Annotated in this window: 25 protein-coding genes; 19 read left to right on the plus strand and 6 right to left on the minus strand. The window is 73.3% G+C overall.

All coding sequences use genetic code 11. The features are described from left to right. Nucleotide 1 precedes the first annotated feature (1 nt). From O7607_RS19125 to O7607_RS19145, 5 genes are all read left to right on the plus strand, one after another. Complete coding sequence (locus O7607_RS19125) at nt 2-778, plus strand: SDR family NAD(P)-dependent oxidoreductase (protein ID WP_269704574.1); 777 nt, start codon at nt 2-4, stop codon at nt 776-778. A gap of 449 nt (nt 779-1,227) precedes the next feature. Beyond that, entirely contained in the window at nt 1,228-2,049 is an 822-nt protein-coding gene (locus O7607_RS19130) for a helix-hairpin-helix domain-containing protein (RefSeq protein ID WP_433496189.1), read from the plus strand. A 68-nt stretch (nt 2,050-2,117) separates the two neighbouring features. Further along, nucleotides 2,118-4,469 carry a ComEC/Rec2 family competence protein gene (locus tag O7607_RS19135; RefSeq protein ID WP_269707028.1) on the plus strand — a complete coding sequence of 784 codons (2,352 nt, stop codon included), beginning with the start codon at nt 2,118-2,120 and terminating at the stop codon, nt 4,467-4,469. A 123-nt stretch (nt 4,470-4,592) separates the two neighbouring features. Further along, nucleotides 4,593-5,573 (plus strand): DNA polymerase III subunit delta, encoded by a 981-nt coding sequence (gene holA / locus O7607_RS19140; protein ID WP_269704575.1) that lies wholly within the window; start codon nt 4,593-4,595, stop codon nt 5,571-5,573. Next, nucleotides 5,570-6,067, plus strand: a complete 498-nt coding sequence (locus O7607_RS19145; protein WP_269704576.1) for a hypothetical protein — start codon at nt 5,570-5,572, stop codon at nt 6,065-6,067. The genes holA and O7607_RS19145 overlap by 4 nt, the downstream gene beginning before the upstream one ends. A gap of 402 nt (nt 6,068-6,469) precedes the next feature. On the opposite strand, the gene rpsT is transcribed toward O7607_RS19145, so the two are convergent. Together rpsT and O7607_RS19155 are read right to left on the minus strand one after the other, a co-directional pair. Continuing rightward, nucleotides 6,470-6,736 (minus strand): 30S ribosomal protein S20, encoded by a 267-nt coding sequence (gene rpsT, locus O7607_RS19150; RefSeq protein ID WP_013287988.1) that lies wholly within the window; start codon nt 6,734-6,736, stop codon nt 6,470-6,472. A 428-nt stretch (nt 6,737-7,164) separates the two neighbouring features. Beyond that, entirely contained in the window at nt 7,165-8,241 is a 1,077-nt protein-coding gene (locus tag O7607_RS19155) for a phosphotransferase family protein (protein WP_269704577.1), read from the minus strand. Here O7607_RS19155 and O7607_RS19160 point away from each other — a divergent pair. The 7 genes from O7607_RS19160 to O7607_RS19190 all read left to right on the plus strand — a co-directional run bounded on the left by O7607_RS19160 (nt 8,240) and on the right by O7607_RS19190 (nt 15,156). After that, on the plus strand, nt 8,240-8,776 hold the full coding sequence (locus tag O7607_RS19160; protein WP_269704578.1) for a DUF4240 domain-containing protein: 537 nt from the start codon (nt 8,240-8,242) through the stop codon (nt 8,774-8,776). The two genes, O7607_RS19155 and O7607_RS19160, sit on opposite strands and share 2 nt — an antisense overlap. A gap of 126 nt (nt 8,777-8,902) precedes the next feature. Next, nucleotides 8,903-10,780, plus strand: a complete 1,878-nt coding sequence (gene lepA, locus O7607_RS19165; protein ID WP_194802358.1) for a translation elongation factor 4 — start codon at nt 8,903-8,905, stop codon at nt 10,778-10,780. 220 nt (nt 10,781-11,000) lie between these two features. Continuing rightward, entirely contained in the window at nt 11,001-11,288 is a 288-nt protein-coding gene (locus O7607_RS19170; protein ID WP_116507974.1) for a GlsB/YeaQ/YmgE family stress response membrane protein, read from the plus strand. A 253-nt stretch (nt 11,289-11,541) separates the two neighbouring features. Then, nucleotides 11,542-11,826 (plus strand): GlsB/YeaQ/YmgE family stress response membrane protein, encoded by a 285-nt coding sequence (locus O7607_RS19175; protein ID WP_013287983.1) that lies wholly within the window; start codon nt 11,542-11,544, stop codon nt 11,824-11,826. 224 nt (nt 11,827-12,050) lie between these two features. Further along, the gene (locus O7607_RS19180) at nt 12,051-13,343 is read left to right on the plus strand and encodes a sugar ABC transporter substrate-binding protein (RefSeq protein WP_269704579.1); all 1,293 of its coding nucleotides are present in this window, start codon (nt 12,051-12,053) and stop codon (nt 13,341-13,343) included. Next, on the plus strand, nt 13,340-14,326 hold the full coding sequence (locus tag O7607_RS19185) for a carbohydrate ABC transporter permease (RefSeq protein WP_269704580.1): 987 nt from the start codon (nt 13,340-13,342) through the stop codon (nt 14,324-14,326). Before O7607_RS19180 ends, O7607_RS19185 begins: the two co-directional genes overlap by 4 nt. Next, nucleotides 14,323-15,156, plus strand: coding sequence for a carbohydrate ABC transporter permease (locus tag O7607_RS19190; RefSeq protein WP_128136489.1), 834 nt, complete (start codon nt 14,323-14,325; stop codon nt 15,154-15,156). Before O7607_RS19185 ends, O7607_RS19190 begins: the two co-directional genes overlap by 4 nt. A 12-nt stretch (nt 15,157-15,168) precedes the next feature. Here O7607_RS19190 and O7607_RS19195 read toward each other — a convergent pair whose 3' ends face one another. Together O7607_RS19195 and O7607_RS19200 are read right to left on the minus strand one after the other, a co-directional pair. After that, nucleotides 15,169-16,029 carry a hypothetical protein gene (locus O7607_RS19195; protein WP_269704581.1) on the minus strand — a complete coding sequence of 287 codons (861 nt, stop codon included), beginning with the start codon at nt 16,027-16,029 and terminating at the stop codon, nt 15,169-15,171. 111 nt (nt 16,030-16,140) lie between these two features. Next, nucleotides 16,141-16,926: an enoyl-CoA hydratase-related protein gene (locus tag O7607_RS19200; protein WP_269704582.1), complete on the minus strand. Its 786-nt coding sequence runs from the start codon at nt 16,924-16,926 to the stop codon at nt 16,141-16,143. Nucleotides 16,927-16,945: 19 nt separating this feature from the next. Between O7607_RS19200 and hemW the strand changes: the two genes are divergently transcribed. Next, nucleotides 16,946-18,169 carry a radical SAM family heme chaperone HemW gene (hemW, locus tag O7607_RS19205; RefSeq protein ID WP_269704583.1) on the plus strand — a complete coding sequence of 408 codons (1,224 nt, stop codon included), beginning with the start codon at nt 16,946-16,948 and terminating at the stop codon, nt 18,167-18,169. A 39-nt stretch (nt 18,170-18,208) separates the two neighbouring features. Here the strand turns inward: hemW and O7607_RS19210 are convergent, their stop codons facing one another. Next, nucleotides 18,209-18,856, minus strand: coding sequence for a DUF4870 domain-containing protein (locus O7607_RS19210; protein ID WP_269704584.1), 648 nt, complete (start codon nt 18,854-18,856; stop codon nt 18,209-18,211). Between the two features lie 232 nt (nt 18,857-19,088). Between O7607_RS19210 and hrcA the strand changes: the two genes are divergently transcribed. From hrcA to O7607_RS19225, 3 genes are all read left to right on the plus strand, one after another. Next, a complete protein-coding gene (hrcA, locus tag O7607_RS19215; protein ID WP_135241584.1) occupies nt 19,089-20,111 on the plus strand; it encodes a heat-inducible transcriptional repressor HrcA in 1,023 nt (340 codons plus the stop codon). 73 nt (nt 20,112-20,184) lie between these two features. Next, complete coding sequence (gene dnaJ / locus O7607_RS19220; protein ID WP_269704585.1) at nt 20,185-21,330, plus strand: molecular chaperone DnaJ; 1,146 nt, start codon at nt 20,185-20,187, stop codon at nt 21,328-21,330. Nucleotide 21,331: 1 nt separating this feature from the next. Beyond that, the gene (locus O7607_RS19225; protein ID WP_269704586.1) at nt 21,332-22,066 is read left to right on the plus strand and encodes a 16S rRNA (uracil(1498)-N(3))-methyltransferase; all 735 of its coding nucleotides are present in this window, start codon (nt 21,332-21,334) and stop codon (nt 22,064-22,066) included. Between the two features lie 149 nt (nt 22,067-22,215). Here O7607_RS19225 and O7607_RS19230 read toward each other — a convergent pair whose 3' ends face one another. Next, nucleotides 22,216-22,977, minus strand: coding sequence for an SDR family NAD(P)-dependent oxidoreductase (locus O7607_RS19230; protein WP_269704587.1), 762 nt, complete (start codon nt 22,975-22,977; stop codon nt 22,216-22,218). Nucleotides 22,978-23,070: 93 nt separating this feature from the next. Between O7607_RS19230 and O7607_RS19235 the strand changes: the two genes are divergently transcribed. From O7607_RS19235 to O7607_RS19245, 3 genes are all read left to right on the plus strand, one after another. Next, entirely contained in the window at nt 23,071-23,415 is a 345-nt protein-coding gene (locus O7607_RS19235; RefSeq protein WP_013475524.1) for a histidine triad nucleotide-binding protein, read from the plus strand. Further along, entirely contained in the window at nt 23,412-24,788 is a 1,377-nt protein-coding gene (locus O7607_RS19240) for a serine hydrolase domain-containing protein (RefSeq protein WP_269704588.1), read from the plus strand. The genes O7607_RS19235 and O7607_RS19240 overlap by 4 nt, the downstream gene beginning before the upstream one ends. A 131-nt stretch (nt 24,789-24,919) precedes the next feature. Beyond that, nucleotides 24,920-25,978, plus strand: a complete 1,059-nt coding sequence (locus O7607_RS19245) for a PhoH family protein (RefSeq protein ID WP_269704589.1) — start codon at nt 24,920-24,922, stop codon at nt 25,976-25,978. Nucleotides 25,979-26,016: the final 38 nt, after the last annotated feature.

Here is a 26,016-nt window from a genome sequence, read left to right on the forward strand (position 1 = left end):
GATGAGCCCACTGTCGTACGTCGTCACCGGAGGCGGGCGCGGCGTCGGACGGGCGATCGTGGAACGGCTGGCCGCCGACGGCGGCACTGTGGTCGTGGTCGAGCGGGACACCGGCGCGCTGGACTGGCTGGCCCGGCACCCACTGGCCGACCGGCTGCACGCGGTGACCGGGGACGCCGGCGACGAGGCGGTCACCGGTCGGGCCGCCGACCGCGCCGAGGCGTCCGCGCCGCTGGCCGGCTGGGTCAACAACGCCGCCGTCTTCCGCGACGCCGACCTGCACCGCGCGCCCGCGGCCGAGGTCGTCGACCTGATCACGCTCAACCTGCGCCCCGCCGTGGCCGGGGCCGGCACCGCCGTACGCCGCTTCCTGGCCGCCGGATCCGGCGGCGCGATCGTCAACGTCTCGTCCCACCAGGCCCGCCGGGCGGTGCCGGGCGCCCTGCCGTACGCGACCGCCAAGGCCGCGCTGGAAGGGCTGACCCGGGCGCTCGCCGTCGACTACGGTCCCCGCGGGATCCGCGCCAACGCGGTCGCGCTCGGCTCCGTCCACACCGAACGGCACGCCGCCTACCTCGCCGGGCTCGACCCGGCCGGGGTGGCGCACGTCGACGCGGAGATGGCCCGGTTGCATCCGGTCGGCCGGATCGGGCGTACCGACGAGGTGGCCGAGGTGGTCGCGTTCCTGCTCTCCGAGCGCGCCTCGTTCGTGAACGGCGCGACCGTGCCGGTCGACGGGGGCCGGGCCGCGCTCGGCCTGGACCCGGAGGCGCGCTGAGCTTCGTCTCCAGGCCCTAGCACAGTCAGGGCTTGATCGGGTCGCCGTCCACAGTGCCCGCGTCGTCCACAGGTGAGGCTTCACCGGCCGACGGTTGACGAGCCGTCGCCGTAGCGTCCCGAGCCGTGCCAGACGACGAGGAGACGACGGTACGGCGGCGGCTCGCCCGGCTGTCCGGGTTCGAGGACGCCGCCGCCGTCCCGCCGTTCCCCGCCGACCGCTCGGGCGAGGCCGGCCATCGCGCCGGCGAGGCCCAGCTCGGCCCGGATCTCGGCGCGCAGGGCGGCCGGGCGGCGCGGCCCTCCCGGCGGTCCGGGCTTTCCCGGTCCGGAGCGGACTCCGGCCCTTGGCCTGACAAAGCCGGGCCGATCTTCAACGGCGGTTCCGTTGCGGCCTTTGGGCACGCCGCTGGCGGGGCTGGGCCGGATGTCCGAGGCCGGCTCGGGCCGGTGCCGGACGAGATCGAGCCGGGTTTCGGCCTGCGCCCTGGCCTCCCGGAGCGGTACGGCGGGCGGGAGCATCCGTTCGGAGTTGATCCGGCCTCCGCCGAACCGGACGCCGACGGGCACGGGCTCGACGACCCGCCGGCAGCCGAGCGCAGCCTGGCGTCCCGGCTACCCGGTCCCGGGGCGTTCGATCCCGGCCGCCGGGGCGTACGCGCGCTCGCGGCGGTGGCGGCGGTGGTGGTCACAGTGGCCGCCGTCTGGGCGTGGCGCTCCCGTCCCAGCGCCGAGCCCGTCCAGCCGGTCGCGGCGTCCGCCGAGGCGCCGGTGAGCGCGGCGACCGAAGCGGTTCCCGGGGTGCCCGCGCCGGCCGGCACACCCGGTCAGGTGGTCGTCGCGCTGGCCGGCAAGGTCCGCCGCCCCGGCCTCGTCCGCCTGCCGGCCGGTGCGCGAGTGGCCGACGCGATCGAGGCGGCGGGCGGTGCGCTGCCCGGCGTCGACACCGCCCTGCTGAATCCCGCCCGCAAGGTCACCGACGGCGAGCTGATCCTGGTCGGCGTCACCGCCCCACCCGGCCAGGCCGCGCCCGGCCCGGCGGCCGGTGGCGCTGCGCCGGGCGGTTCGGCGGCACCGGCCGGTCCGGTCAACCTGAACACCGCCACGCTGGCCCAGCTCGACGCGCTGCCGGGCGTAGGGCCGGTGCTCGCCCAGCGGATCCTCGACCACCGGGACCGCAACGGCGGGTTCCGCTCGGTGTCCGACCTGCGCCAGGTCGACGGCATCGGCGACGCCCGGTACGAGCAGCTCAAGGAACTGGTGACGGTGTGACCGTCCGACGCGGGCCGCGCGGTCACGGCCTTCGCGCGGCTCTCGACGGGGAGGCGGCCGGCCGCGACGTGCCCGACCTGCGGCTGGCCGGGCTGGCGGTGGCGGCCTGGCTCGCCGCGCTGGCCGGACTGCACCTCAGCGTCGGTGTGAGCGTGTGGCTGGCCATCGTCGCCGCCGCGCTCGCCCTGCTCGCGGGCCTGCACCTGTGCGGCGTGCTCGGCCGGCCGGGTGCGACGGTCCGCCGCTACGGCTGGATCGCGGTCGCCGTGCTGCTCGGCGTGCTCTGCGGGGCGGCGGCCACCGGCGCCCGGGTCGCGGTCCGCGACGCCGCCCCGGTCCGCGCGCTCGTCGCCGATCGCGCCCTGGTCATCGCCGAGCTGCTGTTGCGCGACGATCCCCGCCCGGTACGCGGTGCGCCCGGCCGGCAACCGATGCTGCTCGTCCGCGTGGACCTGATCCGGCTCACCGGCCCCGACGGCGCTCGCGTCACCGGCCCGGTACGCGCGCTGGTGCTCGCCACCGACCCCGCCTGGCGTCCACTGCTGCCCGGGCAGCGGGTGACGAGCCGGGGGCGACTGTCCGCACCGCGCGGCGGCGACCTGACCGCCGCCGTGCTCTCCACCGCCGACCCGCCCACGCTGCGCGGCGACGCATCGTGGCCGCAACGGGCCGCGGGCGTGCTGCGCGCCGGGCTGCAACGGGCCTGCGAGCCGCTGCCGGACGCGCCGGGCGGGCTGTTGCCCGGCCTCGTGGTGGGCGACACCAGCCGGCTGCTGCCGGAGGTGGAGGAGGACTTCCGGGCCACCGGGATGACCCACCTCAACGCGGTGTCCGGCTCCAACGTGGCGATCGTCGTCGGGGCGGTGCTGCTGCTGGCCCGGTGGGCGCGTGCCGGTCCGCGTACCGCCGCCGTGCTCTGCGTCCTCGCGCTCGTCGGGTTCGTCATCCTGGTGCGGCCCTCGCCCAGCGTGGTGCGTGCCGCCGCGATGGGCGCGATCGGGCTCGCGGCGCTCGCCGCCGGGCGGTCCCGGTCGGCGCTGCCCGCGCTCGCCGCAGCGGTCACCGGGCTGGTCCTGTACGACCCGGACCTCGCGGGCGACCCGGGTTTCGCGCTGTCGGTGTGCGCGACCGGGGGACTGCTGCTGCTCGCGCCCGGCTGGCGGGACGCGCTGCGGCGCCGCGGCGTACCGGCCGGGCTGGCCGAGGCGCTCGCGGTGCCGGCATCCGCGCAGCTGGCCTGCGGCCCGGTGGTCGCCGGGCTGTCGGCGACGGTGAGCCTGGTGGCGGTACCGGCGAATCTGCTGGCGGTGCCGGCCGTCGCACCGGCCACTGTGCTCGGCGTACTGGCGGCGGTGCTGTCGCCGGTGTGGCCGGGTGGCGCGGAATTCCTGGCCTGGCTGGCGAGTTGGCCGGCGCGCTGGCTGGTGGCGGTGGCCGGGCACGGGGCGGACCTGCCCGCCGGGAACCTGCCGTGGACGGGCGGGGTGGCAGGGGCTCTGCTGCTGGCGGCGGTGAGCGTGGGGCTGCTGCTCGCCTTCCGGCGACGCCGGGCACGGCGACTGGTCGTGGTCGTCGTGGTGGCGGTGGTGCTCGGTGCGGTGCCGGTCCGGCTGTTCGCCTCCGGCTGGCCGCCGCGCGGCTGGGTGGTGGTGGCGTGCGCGGTGGGGCAGGGCGACGCGGTGGTGCTGCCGATCGCCGCCGGCCGGGCTGTCGTGGTCGACGCCGGCCCGGAGCCGTCCGGCGTGGACGCCTGCCTGCGCCGCCTCCGCGTACGGGAGGTGCCGCTGCTGGTGGTCAGCCACTTTCACGTCGACCACGTGGGCGGCGTGGCCGGGGTGTTCCGAGGGCGGCGGGTGGGTGCGGTGGTGGGTCCGCCCTGGTCCGAGCCGCCCTACGGCGCCGCCCAGGTCCGCGAGGCGGCCCGCCGGGCCGGTGCGCCGCTCGCCGCGGTGCAGGCGGGCTGGCGGTGGCGGGCGGGCGCGGTGGACCTGGTGGCGGTCGGGCCGCCGTACCCGCTGCGGGGCAGCCGGTCCGACCCGAACAACAACTCACTGGTGCTGGCCGCCACCGTGGGCGGGGTACGGATCCTGCTCACCGGCGACGCCGAGACGGAGGAGCAGCGGGCGATGCTGGAGACGACAGCGGCCGCCGGGATCCGGGCCGACGTGTTGAAGGTCGCCCACCACGGCTCGGCGTACCAGGATCCGGAGTTCCTGGGCGCGGTACGTCCGGCCGTGGCGCTGGTGAGTGTGGGCGTCGACAACGACTACGGGCATCCGAACGCCGGGTTGCTGGACCGGCTGACCCGGGGCGGGGCGCGGGTGCTGCGTACCGACACCGACGGGGACGTCGCCGCGGTCCGGGCGGGCGCCGGTCTCGCCGTGGTGAAGCGCGGCGCCGACAACGGGCCGCAGCGATAGAGAGGGGGGATCTTGTCGCGGTAGATGGTAGATCAAGGCAAATGTCTGGATTTGCGCTGTGTGCGGGCTGCGCCGTCACAGTCCCCGATGAGCAGGCCCGGCCGGGTCGGAGGGCGTGCGAGTATGGGCGACGTGACCCCCGCCGACCTGCCTCCTATTGTGCTCGTCCTCGGCGACGAGGAGCTGCTCGCCACGCGAGCGGTCACCGAAGCCGTCGCCCGGGCCCGCGAGGTGGACCCCGACGTGGACGTGCGGGAATACCAGGCCGGCACGCTCACCGTCGGCGAGATCGCCGAGATGCTCAGCCCGTCGCTGTTCGGCGGTCGCCGGGTGCTCGTGCTCCGCTCCGGTCAGGACGCCCGGAAGGACCTCGTCGCAGCGCTGCTGGCGTACGCGAAGAATCCCGACCCGGACGTACAGCTGGTGGTGCTGCACCTGGGCGGGGCCAAGGGCAAGGCGTTCGCCGACGGCCTGCGGGCGGCGGGCGCCACTGTGGTGCCGGCCGTGAAGCTCAAGGGCGACCGGGAGCGGGCCGCCTTCGTGCGGGACGAGATCCGTCGCATCGGCGGCAAATGCACGCCTGACGCGGCGGACGCCCTGGTCGCCGCCGTCGGGAACGACATGCGTGAGCTGGCCGCCGCCTGCTCGCAACTGGTCGCCGACACCGACGGCCGGATCGGCGCGGACACGGTCGCCCGGTACTACCGGGGACGGGCCGAGGTCACCGGATTCACCGTCGCCGACGCGACGATGGTCGGTGACGTACCCGGGGCGCTGGAGGCGCTGCGGTGGGCGCTGCACGTCGGCGTCGACCCGGTGCCGATCGCGGACGCGCTGGCAGACGGCGTACGAACCGTTGCCCGGGTCGCCGCCGCCGGCCGGGGCAGCGCGTTCCAGCTGGCCAAGACGCTCGGCATGCCGGCCTGGAAGATCGAGAAGGCCCAGGTACGCGCCCGGGGCTGGACGCCCGAGGGCCTCGTCGAGGCGATGCGGGTGGCAGCCGAGTGCAACGCGGCGGTCAAGGGCGGCGCCGACGACCGGGCGTACGCGCTGGAGCGAGCCGTGTTCGCGGTGGCGGCGGCCCGGCAGGGCGGCGCCCGGTGACCCGAGCGTGGTCGACGGTGGCCACGGACGAGGAGCGGTACCGCCCGCTCTACGCCCGGGTGCTGGGACTGCGCTTCGTCAACCCGGGTGGGGTGCTCTGCTTCCTCTTCTTCGAGGGCGCGGTGGCGCTGGCCGTGCTGCTCGCACTCGCCGAACTGGTGAGCTGGTGGGCGGTAGTGGTGCTGCCCGTCGCGGTGGCCGCCATGGTCAAGCTCAACGACGTGGTGGCCGAGATGGTCGTCCGTACTGCCGCGCAGGTGCCCGAGCAGGAGCGGGATCGCTTCCGCCGCCAGATGGAGCCGGTGATCGGCCGGGCGCGGGTGCCGGCCACTGCCCGCGCGCTGCCGGGCGGTGCGGCGAGCCTCGGGTCGCTGCCGGGCGGTGCGGCACCGCCGAGCGCCCGTGCGTTGCCGGGTGGCGCGACCACCGATTCCCGGGGCGTCCGCTACCACCATCCGCGACGCGCCACGTTCGACCGCCCCAACGAGCAGTAGCGACCCACCGCGCTAGGCCCTCCCGCCGCCTCGCGCTGCGCCAGCCGGACGCCCCGTGCTCTCCCGCCGCCCCGCACTGCGCTGCCGCACCACGTTGCCGCCTTGCCTGCGCTCGCCGAACGCCCCGTGCTCTCCCGCCGCCCCGCGCTGCGCCCTCCGGACACGCGCGCTCCCACAGCCAGAGCCTCCGCCGACCGGCCGTGGCGCGATCACCCCGCAGATCTTGGTACGAAACGGCCCTCATAGGGGCCGAAATCGTCCAAGATCTCCGGGCTCCCGACGCGCGCAGCGCGTAGCGCGACGCACGCGCACGTGATGCGACCCGCTGCGGGGGAGTGCGGACAGGCGGAAGCCCCGTGGGCGCGGTGGCCCCGGGGCTTCCGGTGGGTTCTGTAGCGCTGGTCAGGCAGAGAACGAGGCGACGCGCTTGGCGATCGCCGACTTCCGGTTGGCCGCCTGGTTCGAGTGGATGACACCCTTGCTGGCAGCCTTGTCCAGCTTGCGGGTGGCCTCACGCATGAGCACGGTGGCCTTCTCGGTGTCGCCCGCCTCGGCAGCCTCGTGGAACTTCCGGATGGCGGTCTTCAGGGACGACTTGACCGACTTGTTACGCAGCCGGCGCTTCTCGTTCTGCCGGTTGCGCTTGATCTGGGACTTGATGTTCGCCACGCGACAGCCTCGTCTTGATAGCTCGGGTTGGTCTGCTTTCGCGCACGACGAGCATGCGTCATCGCCGCGCGAAAAGCCAGGCTACCAGGTTGGCCCCGGACGAGCCAAAACGCCTCCAGCCGGGCGGGACAGACGCCCCTCCACCAGCCCGCCGCCACCCACCAGCCTGCCGCCCGCCGGGAGCCCGCTGCCCGCCGGGAGCCGCCGCCAGCCGGGAGCCATGCCGCCGACCGCCCCCGGCTGGAAGACAGTGGCCGGCCCGAGCCGGCCGTGCCGGCCGAGCCGTGCCGTGCCGAGCCGTGCCGTGCCGTGCCGAGCCGTGCCGTGCCGAGCCGTGCCGTGCCGTGCCGAGCCGAGCCGAGCCGAGCCGAGCCGAGCCGACCGGGCCGAGCCGACCGGGCCGAGCCGGCCGTGCCGAGCGGATCCGATCACGAGGGGCGCGGGTGCCGTGCCCAGGACCAGCCCTGCCGCTCGGCCAGCCACCCGAGCGCCTGCTCCCCGCTCCACCGCTGGTGGGCGCGCAGATGGGGGGAGGCGTTCGACGGTCCGGCCGCGGCGCCGGTCAGGAAGTACCCGGCCAGCGCGGCGAGCGTCACGTCCAGCGCGTCGGCGGGCGCCCCGGCTGCCGCCGGGTGACCCGCGAATGCGGCGTCCGCGTCCAGGCCGCTGGCGTACGCGGTGAGCAGCAGCCCGGCCAGGTCGAACCAGGCCGGCCCGTGGCAGAGCCAGGGCCAGTCGCACAGCCAGGCGCGGCCGTCGGGGTCGATCAGGAGGTTGTCCACCCGCAGGTCGCCGTGGGCCAGCCCGGGGGCCGCGTCGGCGTACCCGGGCAGGCGCGATTCCAGCGCGACCAACTCGGCCAGCGGGGCACCGGCGGCCTGCTCGGGCGGCGGCTCGCGCCCGGCGGCCACCTCGCCCCACCAGAGGATGTCGTCGCGGGCCAGGTCCGCGAGGCGGGGGAGCCGGAGCGCGGCCAGCTCCGCGGGCGGGCCGGCGAGCGCGGCGGCCACCTCGGCGTACGTGGCGAGGGCGGCGTCCAGCTCGGCCGGCGCCCAGGGCAGCGCGGGGGTGTGCCCGTCGATCGCGTCGAGGGCGAGCGCGTACCAGCCGGACTCGGTGAGCGCCCAGCGTGGCCGGGGCACCGGCAGCCCGGCCGGGAGCCGGGCGAGGATCGCCGCCTCGTGGGCGTACCAGTCGACCAGGTGCCGTTGTCCGTGCAGCGCCGCCGCCTTCACGAAGACGCGTTCCCCGGTGGGGCCGGTCAGCACGGCGGCGAAGCCGCTGGTGAATCCCCCGCCCGTCACCCGTACCGCCGCCGGTTCGCCGCCGATCCGGGCGGCCAGCGCGCCGCGCAGCCCGGCCGGCAGGTCGGCCCAGCCGGGCCGGACCGCTGTCGACCCGTACGGAACGGGCGGTAGGGAGATCGCGCGCACCGCACCATGCTGCCGCACCGGCGGCGCGCGACGGTCCGGCGCGTCGGTGGGCTCTGCCAGACTGCCCCCCATGAGGACCGACGAGTTCTGGCAGTTGATCGACGACGCCCGCGCCGGCGCCGGGGGAGAGCCCGACGCGGTGGCGGCCCGGGCGGTCGCGCTGCTGGCCGAGCGCGACCCGGAGGAGATCGTCGGCTACGCCCACCACCAGCGGCGGGTGCTCGCCGCCTCCTACAAGGTCGACCTCTGGGGCGCGGCGTACCTGATCAACGGGGGTGCCTCGGACGACGGCTTCGAGTACTTCCGGGGCTGGCTGATGACTCAGGGCCGGGCGGTGTTCGCCCGGGCGGTCGGCGATCCGGACGCGCTTGCCGAGCTGCCGCAGGTCCGGGCCGCGGCGCTCAGCGGCGAGGAGTTCGAGTGCGAGCAGATGCTCGCGGTGCCGTGGGACGCGTACCGGAAGGCCACCGCGTCCGACCTGCCGGCCGAGCGTGACCCGGTGCCGGTGCCCGACCTGAACGACTTCTGGGACTTCGACGACGAGGAGGAGGCCCGCCGCCGGTTGCCGAGGCTGGCCGCCCTCTTCGTCGAGCCACCCATGGAATAGCCGAGCCACCCGTGGAATAGCCGTGGAGTGAAGGGGGAGTCCGGGCGGGCGCCGGGCGACGTGGGACCATGGAGGGGGCCGGCGGCGCGTCGGCCCGCTCACGTCAGCCGACCAGAACGGACCGCTGTGCCACCGACGCTCGATCCCGGCGCGAACGCTCCTGGTGCCACCGACCCGGCGCGCATCCGGAACTTCTGCATCATCGCCCACATCGACCACGGGAAGTCGACCCTGGCCGACCGGATGTTGCAGCTCACCGGTGTGGTCGACCCGCGGCAGATGCGCGCGCAGTACCTGGACCGGATGGACATCGAGCGCGAGCGCGGCATCACCATCAAGAGCCAGGCCGTGCGGATGCCGTGGACGATCCGCGAGGGCGACCGGGCCGGTGAGAGCGCCGTGCTCAACATGATCGACACTCCGGGCCACGTGGACTTCACCTACGAGGTGTCCCGTTCGCTGGCCGCCTGCGAGGGCGCGATCCTGCTCGTCGACGCCGCGCAGGGCATCGAGGCGCAGACGCTCGCCAACCTCTACCTGGCGCTCGAGAACGACCTGCACATCATCCCGGTGCTCAACAAGATCGACCTGCCGGCCGCCCAGCCGGAGAAGTACGCCGAGGAGCTGGCGCACCTGATCGGCGGTGACCCGGCGGACTGCATCCGGGTCTCCGGCAAGACCGGCGAGGGCGTGCCGTACCTCCTGGACGAGATCGTCCGGCAGTTCGTGCCGCCGGTGGGCGAGGCCGAGTCGCCGGCCCGCGCGATGATCTTCGACTCGGTGTACGACGTGTACCGGGGCGTGGTCACGTACGTCCGGGTGATCGACGGGCGGATCTCGGCCCGGGACCGGATCAAGATGATGTCCACCGGCGCCGTCCACGAGCTGCTGGAGATCGGCGTCATCTCGCCGGAGATGGTGAAGGCCGACGCGCTCGGCGTCGGCGAGGTGGGCTACCTGATCACCGGCGTGAAGGACGTGCGCCAGTCCCGGGTCGGTGACACGGTCACCATCAACAACAACCCGGCCAAGGAGGCCCTCGGCGGTTACAAGGACCCGAAGCCGATGGTCTACTCGGGGCTCTACCCGATCGACGGCTCGGACTACCCGAACCTGCGTGAGGCGCTGGACAAGCTCAAGCTCAACGACGCCGCGCTGGTGTACGAGCCGGAGACCTCCGGCGCGCTGGGCTTCGGCTTCCGCTGCGGCTTCCTCGGCCTGCTGCACCTGGAGATCATCCGGGAGCGGCTGGAGCGGGAGTTCAACCTCGACCTGATCTCCACCGCGCCGAACGTGGTCTACCGGGCCATCCAGGAGGACGGCGAGGAGATCGTGGTCACCAACCCGAGCGAGTACCCGACCGGCAAGATCGCCGAGGTGTACGAGCCGACGGTGCGGGCCACCGTGCTGACCCCGAACGACTACGTCGGCGCGGTGATGGAGCTGTGCCAGGGCCGCCGGGGCAGCCTGCTCGGCATGGACTACCTCTCCGCCGACCGGGTGGAGCTGCGCTACACGCTGCCGCTGGCCGAGATCATCTTCGACTTCTTCGACCAGCTCAAGAGCCGCACCAAGGGTTACGCCTCGCTCGACTACGAGCCCTCCGGCGAGCAGGCGTCCGACCTGGTGAAGGTCGACATCCTGCTGCACGGTGAGCCGGTCGACGCGTTCAGCGCGATCGTGCACAAGGACAAGGCGTACACGTACGGCACGACGATCGCGGCGAAGCTGCGCACGCTGATCCCGCGCCAGCAGTTCGAGGTGCCGATCCAGGCGGCCATCGGCAGCCGGGTGATCGCCCGGGAGACCATCCGCGCGATCCGCAAGGACGTGCTCGCCAAGTGCTACGGCGGTGACATCAGCCGCAAGCGCAAGCTGCTGGAGAAGCAGAAGGAGGGCAAGAAGCGGATGAAGATGGTGGGCCGGGTGGAGGTCCCCCAGGAGGCGTTCATCGCGGCGCTCTCGTCCGACTCCGGCGACGGCAAGCCCGCCGGCAAGAAGTAGCAGTCAGGCTCCGCGCAGCGGCCGGCATCCTCGTCCCGAGGGTGCCGGCCGTTCGCGTACCCAGGAAATTTTCAGCCGGCGGCAGCGCTCCCACCTGCGGGTTCGTCCCGGCAGGGGAGCGGCGGCCGATGCGGCCGGTTTCGTTTTTCGATGCGTCGGGCACTGAGCGGACACGACAGCAAACGCACAGAACGTGCGAAATCGCTTAGGAGGACCGACCGTGGAGTTCACCGTCTGGGGCATCATCACCGCGCTCGTCGTGGGTCTGATCGTCGGCGCGCTGGGCCGGCTGGTCGTGCCGGGCCGGCAGAACATGCCGATGTGGCTGCACATGGTGATCGGTGTCGGCGCGGCGCTGCTGGGCACCGTCCTGGCCCGCGCGCTCGGCATCGCCACGCAGACCGCCGGCATCGACTGGGCCGAGCTGGCCGTGCAGGTCGTGCTCGCCGCCATCGGTGTGGCCCTGGTGGCCGGCGTCGGCCGCCGCCGCAGCGTCTCGCGTTACTGATCGACGCATCACGCGCCTCGACGGGCGCCCGGCCGTATCGGCCGGGCGCCCGTCGGCGTATTCGGCGCATTGAACCCCGTCGGTGCCCCTGGCTCGCCCCGGGCGCCGGGTTTCGGGGAGAAGTAGCAGGTCAGGGTACGTCTGAACAATTCGTCATCGGAGTCGGTTTGGATTTCCGGGCGGTCGGGAACTTAGCGATCACGACAGTAACCACACGAAAACGTGTGACCGGTTCTTAAGGAGGAGGGCGACCATGGAGCTCACCGTTTGGGGCATCATCACCGCGCTGGTCGTTGGTCTGATCGTCGGCGCGCTGGGCCGGCTGGTCGTGCCGGGCCGTCAGAACATGCCGATCTGGCTGCACATGCTGATCGGTGTCGGCGCCGCGCTTCTGGGCACGATCGTGGCCCGGGCCTCCGGCTTCGCCGAGACCGCCGGCATCGACTGGCGCGAGCTGATGCTGCAGGTGCTCTTCGCCGCGATCGGTGTGGCCCTGGTGGCCGGCGTCGGCCGTCGCCGCGGCGTCTCGCGCTACTGACCCCCGCACCACGCGCCTCGACGGGCGCCCGGCCTCAGCGGCCGGGCGCCCGTCGGCGTGTGCGGCCCCTGAGCTGGCCCGGACGGCATCGATGTCGGCCGGGCCGCGGCTGCGATACGGTCGCCTGTGCCCTCCGTCACGAACACCCCCTGTTGTAAAGGAAATTTTCCTACTAAGGTGCGGCGGAGAAGGTTAGTGCCAAACGGCCCTGAGGGAGATATGGCGTGAACAGGTGGAAGCGGCTGGCTCCGGTCACCGCCATCGTGGCGTCGGCCGCGTTGGTGCTGACCGCGTGCGGTGGCTCCGGCGACGACGACAAGGCCGCCGACAACAGCAAGCTCACTGTGTGGATGATGGGTGAGGGCGGCGACGCCCAGACCGCGTTCCTCGACAGCGTCGAGGCGGAGTTCAAGAAGAAGCACCCCGAGACCGACGTCGTGGTGCAGTACATCCCCTGGCTCGAGGCGCCGAAGAAGTTCCAGGCCGCGCTCGCCGGCGGGGAGGGCCCGGACGTCACCGAGCTGGGCAACACCGAGACCCAGGGCTGGGCCGCGCAGGAGGCCCTGGCCGACGTCTCGGACAAGTTCAACGGCTGGTCCGAGGGCAAGGACATCCTGCCCGATCTGGTCAAGAACGCCCAGCTCGACGGCAAGCAGTACGGCGTGCCCTGGTACGCCGGCGTCCGCGCCGTCTACTACCGCACCGACTGGTTCGCCGAGGCCGGAGTGAAGCCGCCGACGACCTGGGACGAGATGGTCGCCGCCGCGAAGGCCGTGCAGGCCAAGAAGCCCGGCACCTACGGCATCGCCCTGCCCGGCAACTCCGAGCTGCCGTTCTACTCCTTCCTCTGGGGTGCCGGCGGCGAGATCGCCACCAAGGAGGGGGACAGCTGGAAGTCCGGCTACAACACCCCCGAGGCGCAGAAGGCGGTCAAGTTCTGGACCGACCTGGTCACCGTGCACAAGGTCGCCCCGCCGGCCGCCGCCGGGTGGAACGAGGTCGACGCCCGTACCCAGTTCGCCACCGGGAAGGCCGCCATGGCGTTCGCCGGTAGCTGGCAGGGCGGCGCGATGAAGAAGGACAACCCCGACATCGAGAAGGTGTGGGGCACGTTCCCGATCCCCGGCCCGGACGGCAAGCCCGCCCCGGCGTTCGCCGGTGGCTCCGACATCGCCATCTGGAAGGACAGCGAGCGGCAGACGCTGGCCTGGGACTACATGACCGTGCTGCTGAGCAAGCAGAAGGACAAGGAGTTCGCCAGCAGCCTCGGCTTCTTCCCGGTCTACCAGGACCTGGTCAGCAGCGGCGACTACGCCAACGACAAGGTGATGGCCGCGTTCGCGACCGCCATCCAGAACACCAAGCTGACCCCGCTCACCCCGAAGTGGGTCGAGGTCAGCCGGACCAAGACGGTGACCCAGGCGATGAACAGCTCGGTCATCAAGGGCCAGAAGACGGTCGAGAAGGCCACCGCCGACGCGGCCACCGAGATGGAAAGCATTCTCAACGCCAAGTGACCACGCTGACCGAGGCCACCGGCGAGGCCGCCGCGCGGGACACCCCCGCGCGGCGGCGCCGTCGCCGGGTGGACCACCTTCCGTACCTGCTTCTCCTGCCCTGCCTGGCGATCATCGCCGTGCTGCTGCTCTGGCCGCTCGGCCAGGTCGTGTGGATGTCCTTCCACAAGCTGGACAGCGTCCGGCAGCTGCGCGGCGACCGCGAGTGGCCGTGGGTCGGCCTGGCCAACTACGCGCAGATCCTCGGCGACCCGTTCTTCCGTACGGTGCTGCGCAACACCGTGCTGTTCGCGATCGCCAACGTGGCGCTCACGATGATCCTCGGCACCCTGGTCGGGCTGCTGCTCAACCGCCTGGGCAAGAAGATGGCCACGTTTGTGGCGAGCTGCGTGATGCTCGCCTGGGCCACCCCGGCGCTGACCGGCACGATCGTCTGGAAGTGGATCTTCGACGACACGAGCGGTCTGGTCACGTGGTTGTTCAACAAGCTCCCGGACGGGCTCTCCACGGCCCTGTTCGGGCGCAGCGACTGGACCGGCTACGGCTGGTTCAACGACCCGCTGCTGTTCTTCGCCGTCCTGACGCTCGTGGTGGTCTGGCACTCGTTCCCGTTCATCGCGGTGAGCGTGCTGGCCGGGCTCAAGAGCGTGCCGACCGAGCTGCAGGAGGCGGCCCGGGTCGACGGCGCCGGGCCGTGGAAGGTGTTCTGGTCGGTCACGTTCCCGGTCCTGCGGCCGGTCTTCGGCATCCTCGTGGTCCTCTCCACGATCTGGGACTTCAAGGTCTTCACCCAGCAGTTCGTGCTGGCCGGCGGCACCCAGGACCGGTCCACGTTCATGCTGTCCATCTACTCGTACGCGGAGGCGTTCTCGCCGCCGCCCAAGTACGGCCTCGGCTCCGCCATCGCGGTCATCCTCACCGTGATCCTGCTCGTGGTGACCGCCCTGTACGTCCGCATGGTGCTGCGGCAGGAGGACGAATGACGAAGAAGATCGCCCTCAACGGCGCGGGCCTGCTGGTCGCGCTCTTCGCCGCGTTCCCGGTCTACTGGATGGTGGCGACCTCGCTGAAGCCCAACCGGGAGATCTTCTCGTCCACGCCCCGGCCGGTGCCGGCGGAGCCGACGCTGGAGCACTACCGGGAGATCCTCACCGGCAACCTGATCCCGGGCGTGACGTTCGCCGACTTCTTCCTCAACAGCGCGCTGGTCGCGCTGGCGACGGTGCTGCTGAGCGGGCTGGTCGCGCTGCTCGCCGCGACCGCCGTGGCCCGGTTCCGGTTCAAGCTGCGCACCACGTTCCTGATCATGCTGCTGGTGGTGCAGATGATCCCGCTGGAGGCGCTGGTCATCCCGCTGTTCCTGATGATCCAGCGGCTCGGCCTCTACAACACGCTGCCCAGCCTGATCCTCACGTACCTCGGTTTCTCGCTGCCGTTCGCGGTCTGGATGCTGCGCGGCTTCGTCGCCGCGGTGCCCAAGGAACTGGAGGAGGCCGCCGCCATCGACGGCGCCAGCCGGGCCCAGACGTTCCGCAAGGTGCTGTTCCCGCTCGTCGCGCCCGGCCTGGTCGCCACCAGCATCTTCTCGTTCATCACCGCGTGGAACGAGCTGATCTTCGCGCTGACCTTCATCAACGACCAGCAGAAGTACACGCTGCCGGTGGCGATGACGTTCTTCTTCGGCCGGGACGACACCGCCTGGGGTTCGGTGATGGCGGCGTCCACGCTGTTCACCCTGCCGGTGATCGTCTTCTTCCTGCTGGTGCAGCGCCGGATGGTCTCCGGCCTGGTGGCGGGAGCGGTGAAGGGCTGACCCGGCGGGCCGTCAGGCCGCGGCGAACACCTCGGCCCGTACCTCGGTGGCCGGGTCGCCCTTCACCCGGGCCCAGGAGCCCTGCTCGGCGGTCCACTCCAGGTTGCCGAAGCGGACCTTCTTCACGCCGTGGTCGTCGGCGTGCGAGACCAGCCAGTGCGCGTACCGCCAGCCGTTGCGGTCGCCGCCGGCCGGCACGGTGAGCTCGGTCAGGTCGGTCGCGGTGGCCAGCCGGGGAAGCCCCCAGTCCAGGGACAGGCTCTCCAGCACGGCGCTGGCCGCGGCCGGGCCGCGCATCGTCGGCGGCGAGGAGACGGTGCAGGCCACCGCGCCGGTCGCGTGGCCGAGCAGCGCCCGGGTCAGGACCTCCGACTCGTCCGCCCACTTCTCGTACGCCTCGGGGAACGCCGACCGCTGCACCCGCTGGGCGGCGTCGGTGACCCGCATCCGCTCCCAGCCCTTGACCTTCTTCAGCGCGGCGTAGAACTTGTTCGCCGCGTACCGCGGGTCCTGGACCTGCTCCGGGGTGCCCCAGCCCTGGCTCGGGCGCTGCTGGAACAGGCCGAGCGAGTCGCGGTCGCCGTGGGCGATGTTGCGCAGGTGCGACTCCTGGTACGCGGTCGCCAGCGCCACCACCACCGCCCGCTCGGGCATCCGGCGCTGCATCCCGATGGCCGCGATGGTGGCCGCGTTCGCCATCTGGTCGGCACCGAGCACCACCTCGCCGTCGGCCTTCACCGTGCACGTCCGGCTGGACAGGGGGAGCCGCAGGTGCTCACCGAACTGCTTGGTCACGACGTAGACCGCGAGCAGTGCCAGCACGCACACCGCCACCCCAGATGCCACGATCGCCGCTCGCGTCCGCACCCGCACCCCCAGTCCCGACAGTCCGACAAGCGTACGTCCCACCCGCACCGGCGTGTCTCGGCCGACCGGCGGGCCCCACCACGGCCGCAATGGCTCCCGGGGGGCCCGCCGCGCACCTCAGTCCCCGGCGGGCACCCAGGCGGCGGGACGCTTCTCCCGGAACGCCATCACGCCCTCGCGCCCTTCGTCGGAGAGGAAGTACCCGGTCGACAGCGCGGCCAACTCGGCGATCTCGGCCCGCAGATCGGCCCCGGCCGGCCGGCGCAGCAGTTCCTTCGCCCCGGCCAGCGCCCCCGGCGCGCCCTTGACCAGCGAGTCGCAGTAGCGCCCGACGGCGGCGTCCAGCTCGTCGGCCGGCACCGCGGCGGTGACCAGGCCGATCTCGGCGGCGCGGCGGCCGTCGAACGTGTCGCCGGTCAGGTACAGCTCGGCGGCGGCCCGCTGGCCCAGCCGGGGCAGCACGGTCGCCGAGATCACCGCCGGGATCACCCCGATCCGCACCTCGGTGAACGCGAACGTCGCCTCCTGCGCGCAGACCGCCAGGTCGGCGGCGGCGATCAGGCCCAGCCCACCGGCCCGGGCCGGCCCGGCGACCTTCGCCACCACCGGCTTCGGGCACTCCCGCACCGCGACGAGCACGTCGCCGAGCATCCCGGCGGGCACGGTGCCGCTGGCGTACGCGGCGGCGGTTTCCTTCAGGTCGGCGCCGGAGCAGAAGACCGGGCCGGTGTGGTCGAGCACGATCGCGCGTACCGCGTCGTCGGCCACCGCGTCGGCCAGCCCGGCCAGCAGCTGGGTCATCAGGGGCGTGGAGAGCGCGTTGCGATTGTGCGGGCTGTCCAGGGTGAGGGTGGTCACCCCACGGGCCGTGGCGACTCGCACGAGAGCGTCCGGAGAGGTCATGCCGGGCACACTAGTGGCCATGCCCGGCGTCCTTCCAGAAGGCGAACCCGTCCCGCGCGACGGATCGCTGCCCGCCACCGCCCGCCGCGACGTCGGCGCGCGCGGTTTCGGCGTGTACGTCCACGTGCCGTTCTGTGCCAGCCGGTGCGGTTACTGCGACTTCAACACGTACACCGCCGCCGAGCTGGGCGGCGGGGCGAGCCGGGAGACGTACGCCGACTCGGTGCTGGCCGAGCTGGCGCTGGCCGCGCGGGTGCTGGGCGACTCGCCGCCGCCCCGGGTCGACACCGTCTTCGTCGGCGGCGGCACGCCCACCCTGCTGCCCGCCGACGACCTGGCCCGGATCCTCGACGGCATCGACCGCGTCTGGGGGCTGGCCGCCGACGCCGAGGTGACCACCGAGGCCAATCCCGAGTCGGTGAGCCCGGAGTCGCTCAAGACGCTGCGGGCCGCCGGGTACACCCGGATCTCGCTCGGCATGCAGTCCGCCGCGCCGGGGGTGCTGGCGGTGCTGGACCGGCGGCACAGCGCGGGCCGGGCCACCGCCGCCGCGCTGGAGGCGCGCGACGCGGGATTCGAGCACGTGAACCTGGACCTGATCTACGGCACGCCGGGCGAGACCGCCGACGACTTCGCCGCCTCGCTGGCCCAGGTGGTCGACGCCGGGGTCGACCACGTCAGCGCGTACGCCCTGATCGTGGAGGACGGCACCCGGCTGGCCGCGCGGATGCGGCGCGGCGAGCTGCCGTACCCCTCCGACGACGTGGCGGCGGACCGCTACCTGGCCGCGGAGGCCGCGCTCGGCGAGGCCGGATTCTCCTGGTACGAGGTGTCGAACTGGGCCCGCTCGTCGGCGGCGGCGTGCCGGCACAACCTGCTCTACTGGACCGGCGCCGACTGGTGGGGCCTGGGCCCGGGGGCGCACAGCCACGTCGGCGGCGTGCGCTGGTGGAACGTCAAGCACCCGAGCGCGTACGCGGCACGGCTGGCCGAGGGCGCCTCGCCCGCGCTGGCCCGGGAGCGGCTCACTCCGGACGAGCAGCACATGGAGGACGTGATGCTGCGGGTGCGGCTCGCCTCCGGGCTGCCGCTGGACGTGCTGGACGAGCCCGGCCGGGCGGGCGCCGAGCGGGCCCGGGACGCCGGGCTGCTCGACGCCGGGGCGTACGCGCGAGGGCTCGTGGTGCTGACGCTGCGCGGCCGGCTGCTGGCCGACGCGGTGGTACGCGACCTGCTGCCGTGACCGGCACCGGCCGGCCGCCCCCTCGGCCGGCCGGCGGTGTCACTTGATGAAGTTGTAGGTCATCGGGTAGCGGTAGAGCACACCCTCGTTGGCCTTGATCCCGCCGATGATCCCGAAGATCAGCGGCACCAGCCAGACCAGCATCGGGACGAAGAACAGGATCCCGCAGGAGATCACCGTGATCACCCAGGCGAGCACGCTGGCGATGGTCCAGGTGATCTGGAAGTTCAACGCCGCGACCGCGTGGGCGCGGACCGTCGGCGACTGCTGACCGCGGGTCATCATCGCGATCAGCGGGGCGACCCAGCCGAGCAGGCCGCCGCCGACGATGACACCCGCGGCGCCACCGAAGTGCGCCACCAGGGCCCACGTCTTCTCGTCGTTGTTGGCGTACGAGGCCGGGCCGTACCCGCCACCGGCGGGGTAACCGGCGCCGTAGCCGGGCGCTCCGCCCGGCGGGGGGTAACCACCGGGGGGCGGGTAGCCGCCCGGCGGAGGCTGGCCACCCGGCGGCGGGTAGCCGCCCGGAGGCGGATAGTCACCGGGCGGGGGATAGCCGCCGGCGCCCGGGGCCCCGGACAGTGGAGCGGTGGGCGGTTCGCTGCCCGGCGACGAGCCGTAGGGCGCCGACGGGTCGGGCTGGGGGCCGGAGTCCCCTGCCCCGGGTGGGCGAGGAGGTTCAGTCATGGTCGCCACGGTAGGGGCACCGGGCAACTGGCACCAGAGCGACACAGACCGACGATGACCGGCTGTTCGGCCCTGGTGGGCCGGGTTGTGTGGCGGGCCGCACCCCAGGTCCGTCAGGCGATCATCGCGTCGGCGGGGGTGCCGACGTAGACTGGCACTCGCTACAGTCGAGTGCCAGCCGCCCGGCGGATGTCGCGTGCCGGCCCGGCCGAGGTGCGTCAGGAGGTGGGGAATGGGTCTCGACGACCGCAAACTCGCCGTGCTGCGCGCGATCGTCGAGGACTACGTCGCCACGCAGGAGCCGGTCGGCAGCAAGGCTCTGGTCGAGCGGCACCAGCTCGGCGTCTCGCCGGCCACCGTTCGCAACGACATGGCGGTGCTGGAGGAGGAGGGCTACATCCGGCAGCCGCACACCAGTGCCGGCCGGGTGCCCACCGACCGCGGCTACCGCCTCTTCGTCGACCGCCTGTCCCGGGTCAAGCCGCTCAGCCCGGCCGAGCGCCGGGCGATCGAACGCTTCCTGGTCGGCGCCGTCGACCTGGACGACGTGGTGCACCGTACGGTCCGGCTGCTCGCCCAGCTCACCCGGCAGGTCGCCGTGGTGCAGTACCCGAGCCTGGCCCGCTCCAAGGTGCGCCACCTGGAGCTGGTGCCGATCTCCACCACCCGGCTGATGGTCGTCATGATCGCCGACACCGGCCGGGTCGAGCAGCGGCTGGTCGAGCTGCCCGCCCCGGTGCCCGCCGACGACGTGACCGACCTGCGCCGGCTGGTGAACGAGAAGCTCGTCGGCAGCCAGCTCGCCGAGACGCCACCGCTGGTGCAGGCGCTCGTCGACGAGTCGGCGCCGCACCTGCGCCCGGCCATGACCACGCTGTCCACCGTGCTGCTCGAGACGCTGGTGGAGCGGCACGAGGAGCGCCTCGCGCTGGCCGGCCAGGCCAACCTCACCCGGGGCGGCCTGCTCGACTTCCAGGGCTCGCTGCGTCCCATCCTGGAGGCGCTCGAAGAAGAGGTCGTGCTGCTCAAGCTGATCGGCGAGACCGAGCCGAGCACCACCCGGGTGCTCATCGGTGACGAGAACGAATTCGACAACCTGCGGGCCGCCTCGGTGGTCAGCACCGGCTACGGACCGGGCAGCACGATCGTCGGTGGACTCGGCGTGCTCGGGCCGACCCGGATGGACTACCCCGGCAATATCGCCATGGTGAGGGCCGTGGCACGCTACGTGGGCGAACTGCTGGCCCAGAACTGACCAGTCAGGGCCGACGGCCGGTTCCGGCCGACGACCGGAGCGACGCGAGACGAACATGAGGACACCTAACGCAGTGGCCAGGGACTACTACGGCATTCTCGGCGTGAGCCGGGACGCCTCCGACGACGAGATCAAGCGCGCCTACCGCAAGCTGGCGCGGCAGTTCCACCCGGACGTCAATCCGGACCCGGAGGCCCAGGAGAAGTTCAAGGACATCAACGCCGCGTACGAGGTCCTCTCGGACGACCGGAAGCGGCAGATCGTCGACCTGGGCGGCGACCCGCTCGCCCCGGGCGGCGGTGGCATGGGCGGCCCGGGCGGGCCCGGCGGCGCCGGTCCGTTCGTCGGCTTCCAGGACATCATGGACGCGTTCTTCGGCGGCGCCGCGGGCGGCAGCCGGGGCCCGCGGCCGCGTACCCGCCCCGGCGCGGACGCGATCCTGCGCCTGGAGCTGGACCTCAACGAGACCGCGTTCGGCGTCGAGGCGCCGATCACCGTCGACACCGCAGTGCTCTGCACCACCTGCTCCGGCGCCGGCACCGCCGCCGGCACCCACCTGGCCACCTGCGAGGCGTGCGGCGGCCGGGGCGAGGTGCAGTCGGTGCAGCGGACGTTCCTCGGTCAGGTCGTCTCCGCCCGGCCGTGCACCGTCTGCCAGGGCTACGGCACCACCATCCCGCACCCCTGCCCGACCTGCGCCGGTGACGGCCGGGTGCGCACCCGCCGCTCGCTCACCGTCAAGATCCCCGCCGGGGTCGAGGACGGCATGCGGATCCGCCTGGCCCAGCAGGGCGAGGTCGGCCCGGGTGGCGGCACCGCCGGTGACCTCTACGTGGAGATCCACGAGCGGCCGCATGACGTGTACTCCCGCAAGGGCGACGACCTGCACTGCCGGGTGACCGTGCCGATGACCGCCGCCGCGCTCGGCACCCGGCTGACCATCAAGACGCTGGACAGCGAGGAAGCTGTCGACGTCAAGCCCGGCACCCAGCCCGGCAGCACGCTGCGGCTGCGCGCCCGGGGCGTACCGCACCTGCGCGGCACCGGCCGGGGTGACCTCTATGTGCACCTGGACGTGCGTACCCCGACCAAGCTCGACGCCGACCAGGAGCGGATGCTGCGCGACTTCGCCAAGACCCGCGGCGAGGAGGTCGCCGAGCTGACCAAGCAGGGCGGCTTCTTCTCCCGGATGCGCGACGCGTTCAACGGGCACGCCTGAGGTGTCCGCGCCGCTGTTCCTGGTCGAGGCGCTGCCCACCGGTGACACGCTGACGCTGGACGGCCCGGAGGGCCACCACGCGGCCACCGTGCAGCGGTTGCGCGCCGGCGAGGAGCTGCTGCTCGCCGACGGCCGGGGCGGCACCGCCGCCGCGGTGGTCACCGCCGTCGGCCGTGGCACGCTCGACCTGCGGGTCACCAGCCGGGGGTACGCGGACGCGCCGGTACCCCGGCTCGTCGTGGTGCAGGGCATCGCCAAGGGCGACCGGGGTGAACTCGCCGTGCAGGCGATGACCGAGGTCGGGGTGGACGAGATCGTGCCCTGGGCGGCGTCCCGCTCGGTGGCGCAGTGGCGCGGCGAGCGGGGCGAACGGGCCCGGCAGAAGTGGGTCGCCACCGCCCGGGAGGCGGCCAAGCAGGCCCGCCGCCCGTGGCTGCCGGTGGTGGCCGGCGCCCCGGACGAGTCCACCGCGACGGTGGCCCGCCGGATCGCGGGCGCGGCCGGCGCGTACGTGCTGCACGAGGGCGCGCAGGACCGGCTGACCACAGTCGACCTGCCGGCCGCCGGGGAGATCGTGCTGGTGGTCGGCCCGGAGGGCGGCATCGCCGACCACGAGCTGGCCACCTTCGCCGAGGCGGGCGCCCGCACGGTCCGCCTGGGCCCGTCGGTCCTGCGCACGTCCACAGCAGGCGTGGCAGCCCTGACAGTCCTGGCCACCCGCCTGACCCACTGGTAACCCGCGCCCGCGTTCTCTCCCCGCGCGCCCTCCGCGCTCTCCCCGCGCTCTCCCCGCGTGCGTCGATCTTGCGGTTTCGGCCCGTGCTGCGCCCTTTTTGTGGTGCTTCGTCAGGGCCGAAAGCGCAAGATCGCGGGGGAGGGGCGGGGTCAGGAGCGGAGGTAGGAGGCGCCGTTCAGGTCGATGATTGTTCCCGCGGCCCACTCGGCCTCGGGGCTCGCCAGCCAGTGCACCGCCGCCGCGATCTCCTCCGGCCGGGCCACCCGGTGGAACGGGGACTGGGCGCGTACCGCCTCGCCCCGCTCGCTCTTGAGGTGCTCGTTCGTCATGTCGGTCTCGACGAAGCCGGGCGCCACGCAGGCCACCCCGATGCCGTACGGCGCCAGGGCCACCGCCAGCGACTGGGCCATCGCGTTCATCCCGGCCTTGCTCGCCCCGTACGCCGGGTTGGCCGGCTCGCCCCGGAACGCGCCCCGGGACGACACGTTCACGATCCGGCCCCCGCGTTCGCGCATGTGCTGCGCGGCGCACCAGGCCGCGTTCGCGGCGCCGACCAGGTTGGTGTCCAGCACCTCCCGCCACCGCGCCCGCCACTGCTCGTAGCTGCTCTCGAAGACCGGGTGCGGGGGATCGGCCGGCCCGAACACGCCCGCGTTGTTCACCAGCACGTCGAGGCCGCCGAGCCGCTGGGCCGCCTCGTCCACCATGGCGCGTACCGCGTCGGGGTCGGCCAGGTCGGCGCGTACCACCACGTGCCCGTCGCCGGGCAGTTCGGCGCGCAGCCGCTCGGCCAGGTCGGCCGAGTCCCGGTGATGGATCGCCACCCGGTCCCCACCCGCGGCGAACGCCCGCGCCACCGCCCGCCCGATGCCCCGCGAGGCCCCCGTCACCAGCACCGATCGTCCCGACATGGCGGCCATCCTGCCGCACCGGGCCGAGGCGTTAAGAAGGGACCCTTCCCCTACCGGAGGCGTTAAGAAGGGGCCCTTCCTTACACTGCTGCGATGGACTGCCTCTTCTGCCGGATCGTCGCCGGGGAGATTCCCGCCACCATCGTCCGCGAGACCGCCACCACCCTGGCCTTCCGGGATATCGACCCGAAGGCGCCCACCCACGTGCTGGTGATCCCGAAGGAGCACTACGCGGACGTGGCCACGCTGGCCCAGGGCGCGCCCGAACTGGCCGGCGAGGTGCTCCAGACCGCCGCCGTGGTCGCGGAGGAGGAGGGCCTGACCGTGGACGGGTTCCGGCTGATGTTCAACACCGGCCCGTACGGCGGCCAGGAGGTCTTCCACGTGCACGCGCACCTGCTCGGCGGCGCGCCGCTTGGCCCGATGCTCTGCCGATGACTGACGTCTCCGACCGGCTCGCCCGGATGGTGCGCCAGGCGCAGGCCACCGGGCGGATCCCGGCGGTGTCGGCCGCCCTGCACCGGGCCGACCGGCCGCTCTGGACCTGCACCGTGGGCGACACGGGCAACGACAGCCCGCTCGGGCCGGAGACGGTTTTCCGGATCGGCTCGGTCACCAAGACCTTCACCGCGGTGCTCGTCATGCAGTGCCGCGACGACGGCCTGCTCGACCTGGACGACCCGATCGGGCGGCACCTCGACCTGCCCGCGCACGGCGACGCGACGGTACGCCGGCTGCTGTCGCACACGGCCGGCATGCAGCGCGAGCCGCACGGCGACGTGTGGGACAGCCTGCGCGCCCCGGCCGTCGACGAGATGCTGGCGGACCTGGCCCGGGTCGAGCGGGTGCTGCCCACCGGCCGGCGCTTCCACTACTCCAACCTCGGTCTGGCGCTGCTCGGCGAGGCGGTCGCCCGGCTGCGCGGCGGCACCTGGGCCGAGGTGCTGGCCGACCGGGTGCTCGGCCCGCTCGGGCTGACCGCCACCGGCCCGCACCCGACCGAGCGCGCCGCGACCGGGTTCCTGGTCGACGCGTACTCCGACGAGGCCCACCCGGAACCGCCCGCCGACTTCGGCGCGGTGGCCCCCGCCGCGCAGCTCTGGAGCACCGCGACGGACATGGCCCGCTGGGCCGCGTTCCTGGCCGACCCGGCGGCGGTGGACCCGGACGGCGCGGTGCTCGCCGCGACGACGGTCGAGGAGATGCGCTGGCCGCTCACGCCCACCGACGAGTCGGTCTGGTCGGCGGGCTTCGGGCTGGGCCTGATCCTGATCCCGCAGCCGGAGCGGGTGACACACGTGGGCCACGACGGCGCGATGCCCGGCTTCCTCGCCGCCGTGTACGGGCGGCGCGGCGGGCAGGGCACCGCCGGGGCGACGGGCGCCGCCGTGCTCGGCTCGTCCGGCACCGGCGCGGAGGTGTTCGACCTGGTACACCGGCTGCTGGCCGCCGCCGCCGAGCACGACCCCGCGGAGATCGAGCCGTGGCGTCCCGGCCCGCCCGCGCCGGACCATCTGCGCGGCGTGCTGGGCCGCTGGTGGGGCGAGGGTTTCGAGTACGTCTTCTCCTGGCACGACGGGACGCTGCGGGCGCGTGGCGCGGACGACCCGGCCGGGAAGCCGCCCGCCGTTTTCGCGCCGCTGCCGGACCGGCCGGACGTGTTCCGCACGGTCTCCGGCCGCGAGGCGGGGGAGTTGCTGCGGCTGACCCGCGACGAGCGCGGCGTGGTGGTCCGGATGCACTGGGCGACCTACCGTTTCACCCGCACCCAGGAGACCTTCGACGGGTACGACTTCCGCGCCGGCGGCTGACCGCCGGCCACCCGAAATGGGCGCGGTGCGTACGGTGCCGACCCGATACGATGGAGGGGTACGCCGCGCCAGCAGGGCCCGGCGCCCGAGAAGCGGAGAGCAGGTGGCGCAGGGCCCGACGGGCCCGACCTATGACCGGCACCCCACCTCCCGGCACGCCGCGTGTGCAGACCAGGATCACGGTCGGAGACCAGAAGATCATGGTGAACCTGCTCGGCGCGGGCGACGAGATCCTGCGGCTCGTCGAGCGCTCGATCGACAGTGACGTCCACGTCCGCGGCAACGAGATCACCATCACCGGCGCCCCCGCCGACAACGCCCTCGCCGAGCGCCTCTTCAGCGAGCTGCTCGAACTGATCGAGAAAGGCGAGACCCTGACCACAGACGCGGTACGGCGTACCGTCGGCATGCTCGAGCAGGGCGGCAGCGAGCGGCCCGCCGAGGTGCTGACCCTCAACATCCTCTCCCGGCGCGGCCGCACCATCCGTCCCAAGACGCTGGGGCAGAAGAAGTACGTCGACGCGATCGACGCCCACACCATCGTCTTCGGCATCGGCCCGGCGGGTACCGGCAAGACGTACCTGGCGATGGCGAAGGCCGTCCAGGCGCTCCAGGCCAAGCAGGTCAACCGGATCATCCTGACCCGGCCGGCGGTCGAGGCGGGCGAGCGGCTGGGCTTCCTGCCCGGCACCCTGAACGAGAAGATCGACCCCTACCTGCGCCCGCTCTACGACGCGCTGCACGACATGCTCGACCCGGAGACCATCCCGAAGCTGATGGCCGCCGGGACGATCGAGGTCGCGCCGCTGGCATACATGCGCGGAAGAACCCTTAATGACGCGTTCATCATCCTGGACGAGGCGCAGAACACCACGCCCGAGCAGATGAAGATGTTCCTCACCCGGCTCGGCTTCGGCTCCAAGATCGTCGTCACCGGTGACGTCACCCAGGTGGACCTTCCCGGCGGGACGACGAGCGGCCTGCGAGTGGTCCGGGAGATCCTGAACAACGTCGAGGACGTGCACTTCGCCCAGCTCTCCAGCTCCGACGTGGTGCGTCACAAGCTGGTGGGCGAGATCGTCGACGCGTACGCCCGCTGGGACGCCGAGCGGGAGAACCAGCAGGCGCAGAGCGTGCACGCCGTACCGGGGCGGACCGCCCAGGGCGGCCGGGCCGGCCGGCGCCGCTGACCGGCCGGCGGAAGCCGTCACATCATCAGAGGAAGACA

This window comes from Micromonospora sp. WMMA1949 (assembly GCF_027460145.1).
In the GTDB taxonomy this organism is placed as follows: domain Bacteria; phylum Actinomycetota; class Actinomycetes; order Mycobacteriales; family Micromonosporaceae; genus Micromonospora.

Bases quoted from the DNA above. Each gene is read 5' to 3' on its own strand.
- O7607_RS19240 (WP_269704588.1), top strand. From the start codon at position 23,412: ATGACTGACGTCTCCGACCGGCTCGCCCGGATGGTGCGCCAGGCGCAG.
- hrcA (WP_135241584.1), top strand. From the start codon at position 19,089: ATGGGTCTCGACGACCGCAAACTCGCCGTGCTGCGCGCGATCGTCGAG.
- O7607_RS19200 (WP_269704582.1), bottom strand. From the start codon at position 16,926: ATGACCTCTCCGGACGCTCTCGTGCGAGTCGCCACGGCCCGTGGGGTG.
- O7607_RS19235 (WP_013475524.1), top strand. From the start codon at position 23,071: ATGGACTGCCTCTTCTGCCGGATCGTCGCCGGGGAGATTCCCGCCACC.
- O7607_RS19210 (WP_269704584.1), bottom strand. From the start codon at position 18,856: ATGACTGAACCTCCTCGCCCACCCGGGGCAGGGGACTCCGGCCCCCAG.
- O7607_RS19245 (WP_269704589.1), top strand. From the start codon at position 24,920: ATGACCGGCACCCCACCTCCCGGCACGCCGCGTGTGCAGACCAGGATC.
- hemW (WP_269704583.1), top strand. From the start codon at position 16,946: ATGCCCGGCGTCCTTCCAGAAGGCGAACCCGTCCCGCGCGACGGATCG.
- O7607_RS19190 (WP_128136489.1), top strand. From the start codon at position 14,323: ATGACGAAGAAGATCGCCCTCAACGGCGCGGGCCTGCTGGTCGCGCTC.
- O7607_RS19230 (WP_269704587.1), bottom strand. From the start codon at position 22,977: ATGTCGGGACGATCGGTGCTGGTGACGGGGGCCTCGCGGGGCATCGGG.
- O7607_RS19175 (WP_013287983.1), top strand. From the start codon at position 11,542: ATGGAGCTCACCGTTTGGGGCATCATCACCGCGCTGGTCGTTGGTCTG.
- holA (WP_269704575.1), top strand. From the start codon at position 4,593: ATGGGCGACGTGACCCCCGCCGACCTGCCTCCTATTGTGCTCGTCCTC.
- O7607_RS19155 (WP_269704577.1), bottom strand. From the start codon at position 8,241: ATGGGGGGCAGTCTGGCAGAGCCCACCGACGCGCCGGACCGTCGCGCG.
- O7607_RS19125 (WP_269704574.1), top strand. From the start codon at position 2: ATGAGCCCACTGTCGTACGTCGTCACCGGAGGCGGGCGCGGCGTCGGA.
- O7607_RS19160 (WP_269704578.1), top strand. From the start codon at position 8,240: ATGAGGACCGACGAGTTCTGGCAGTTGATCGACGACGCCCGCGCCGGC.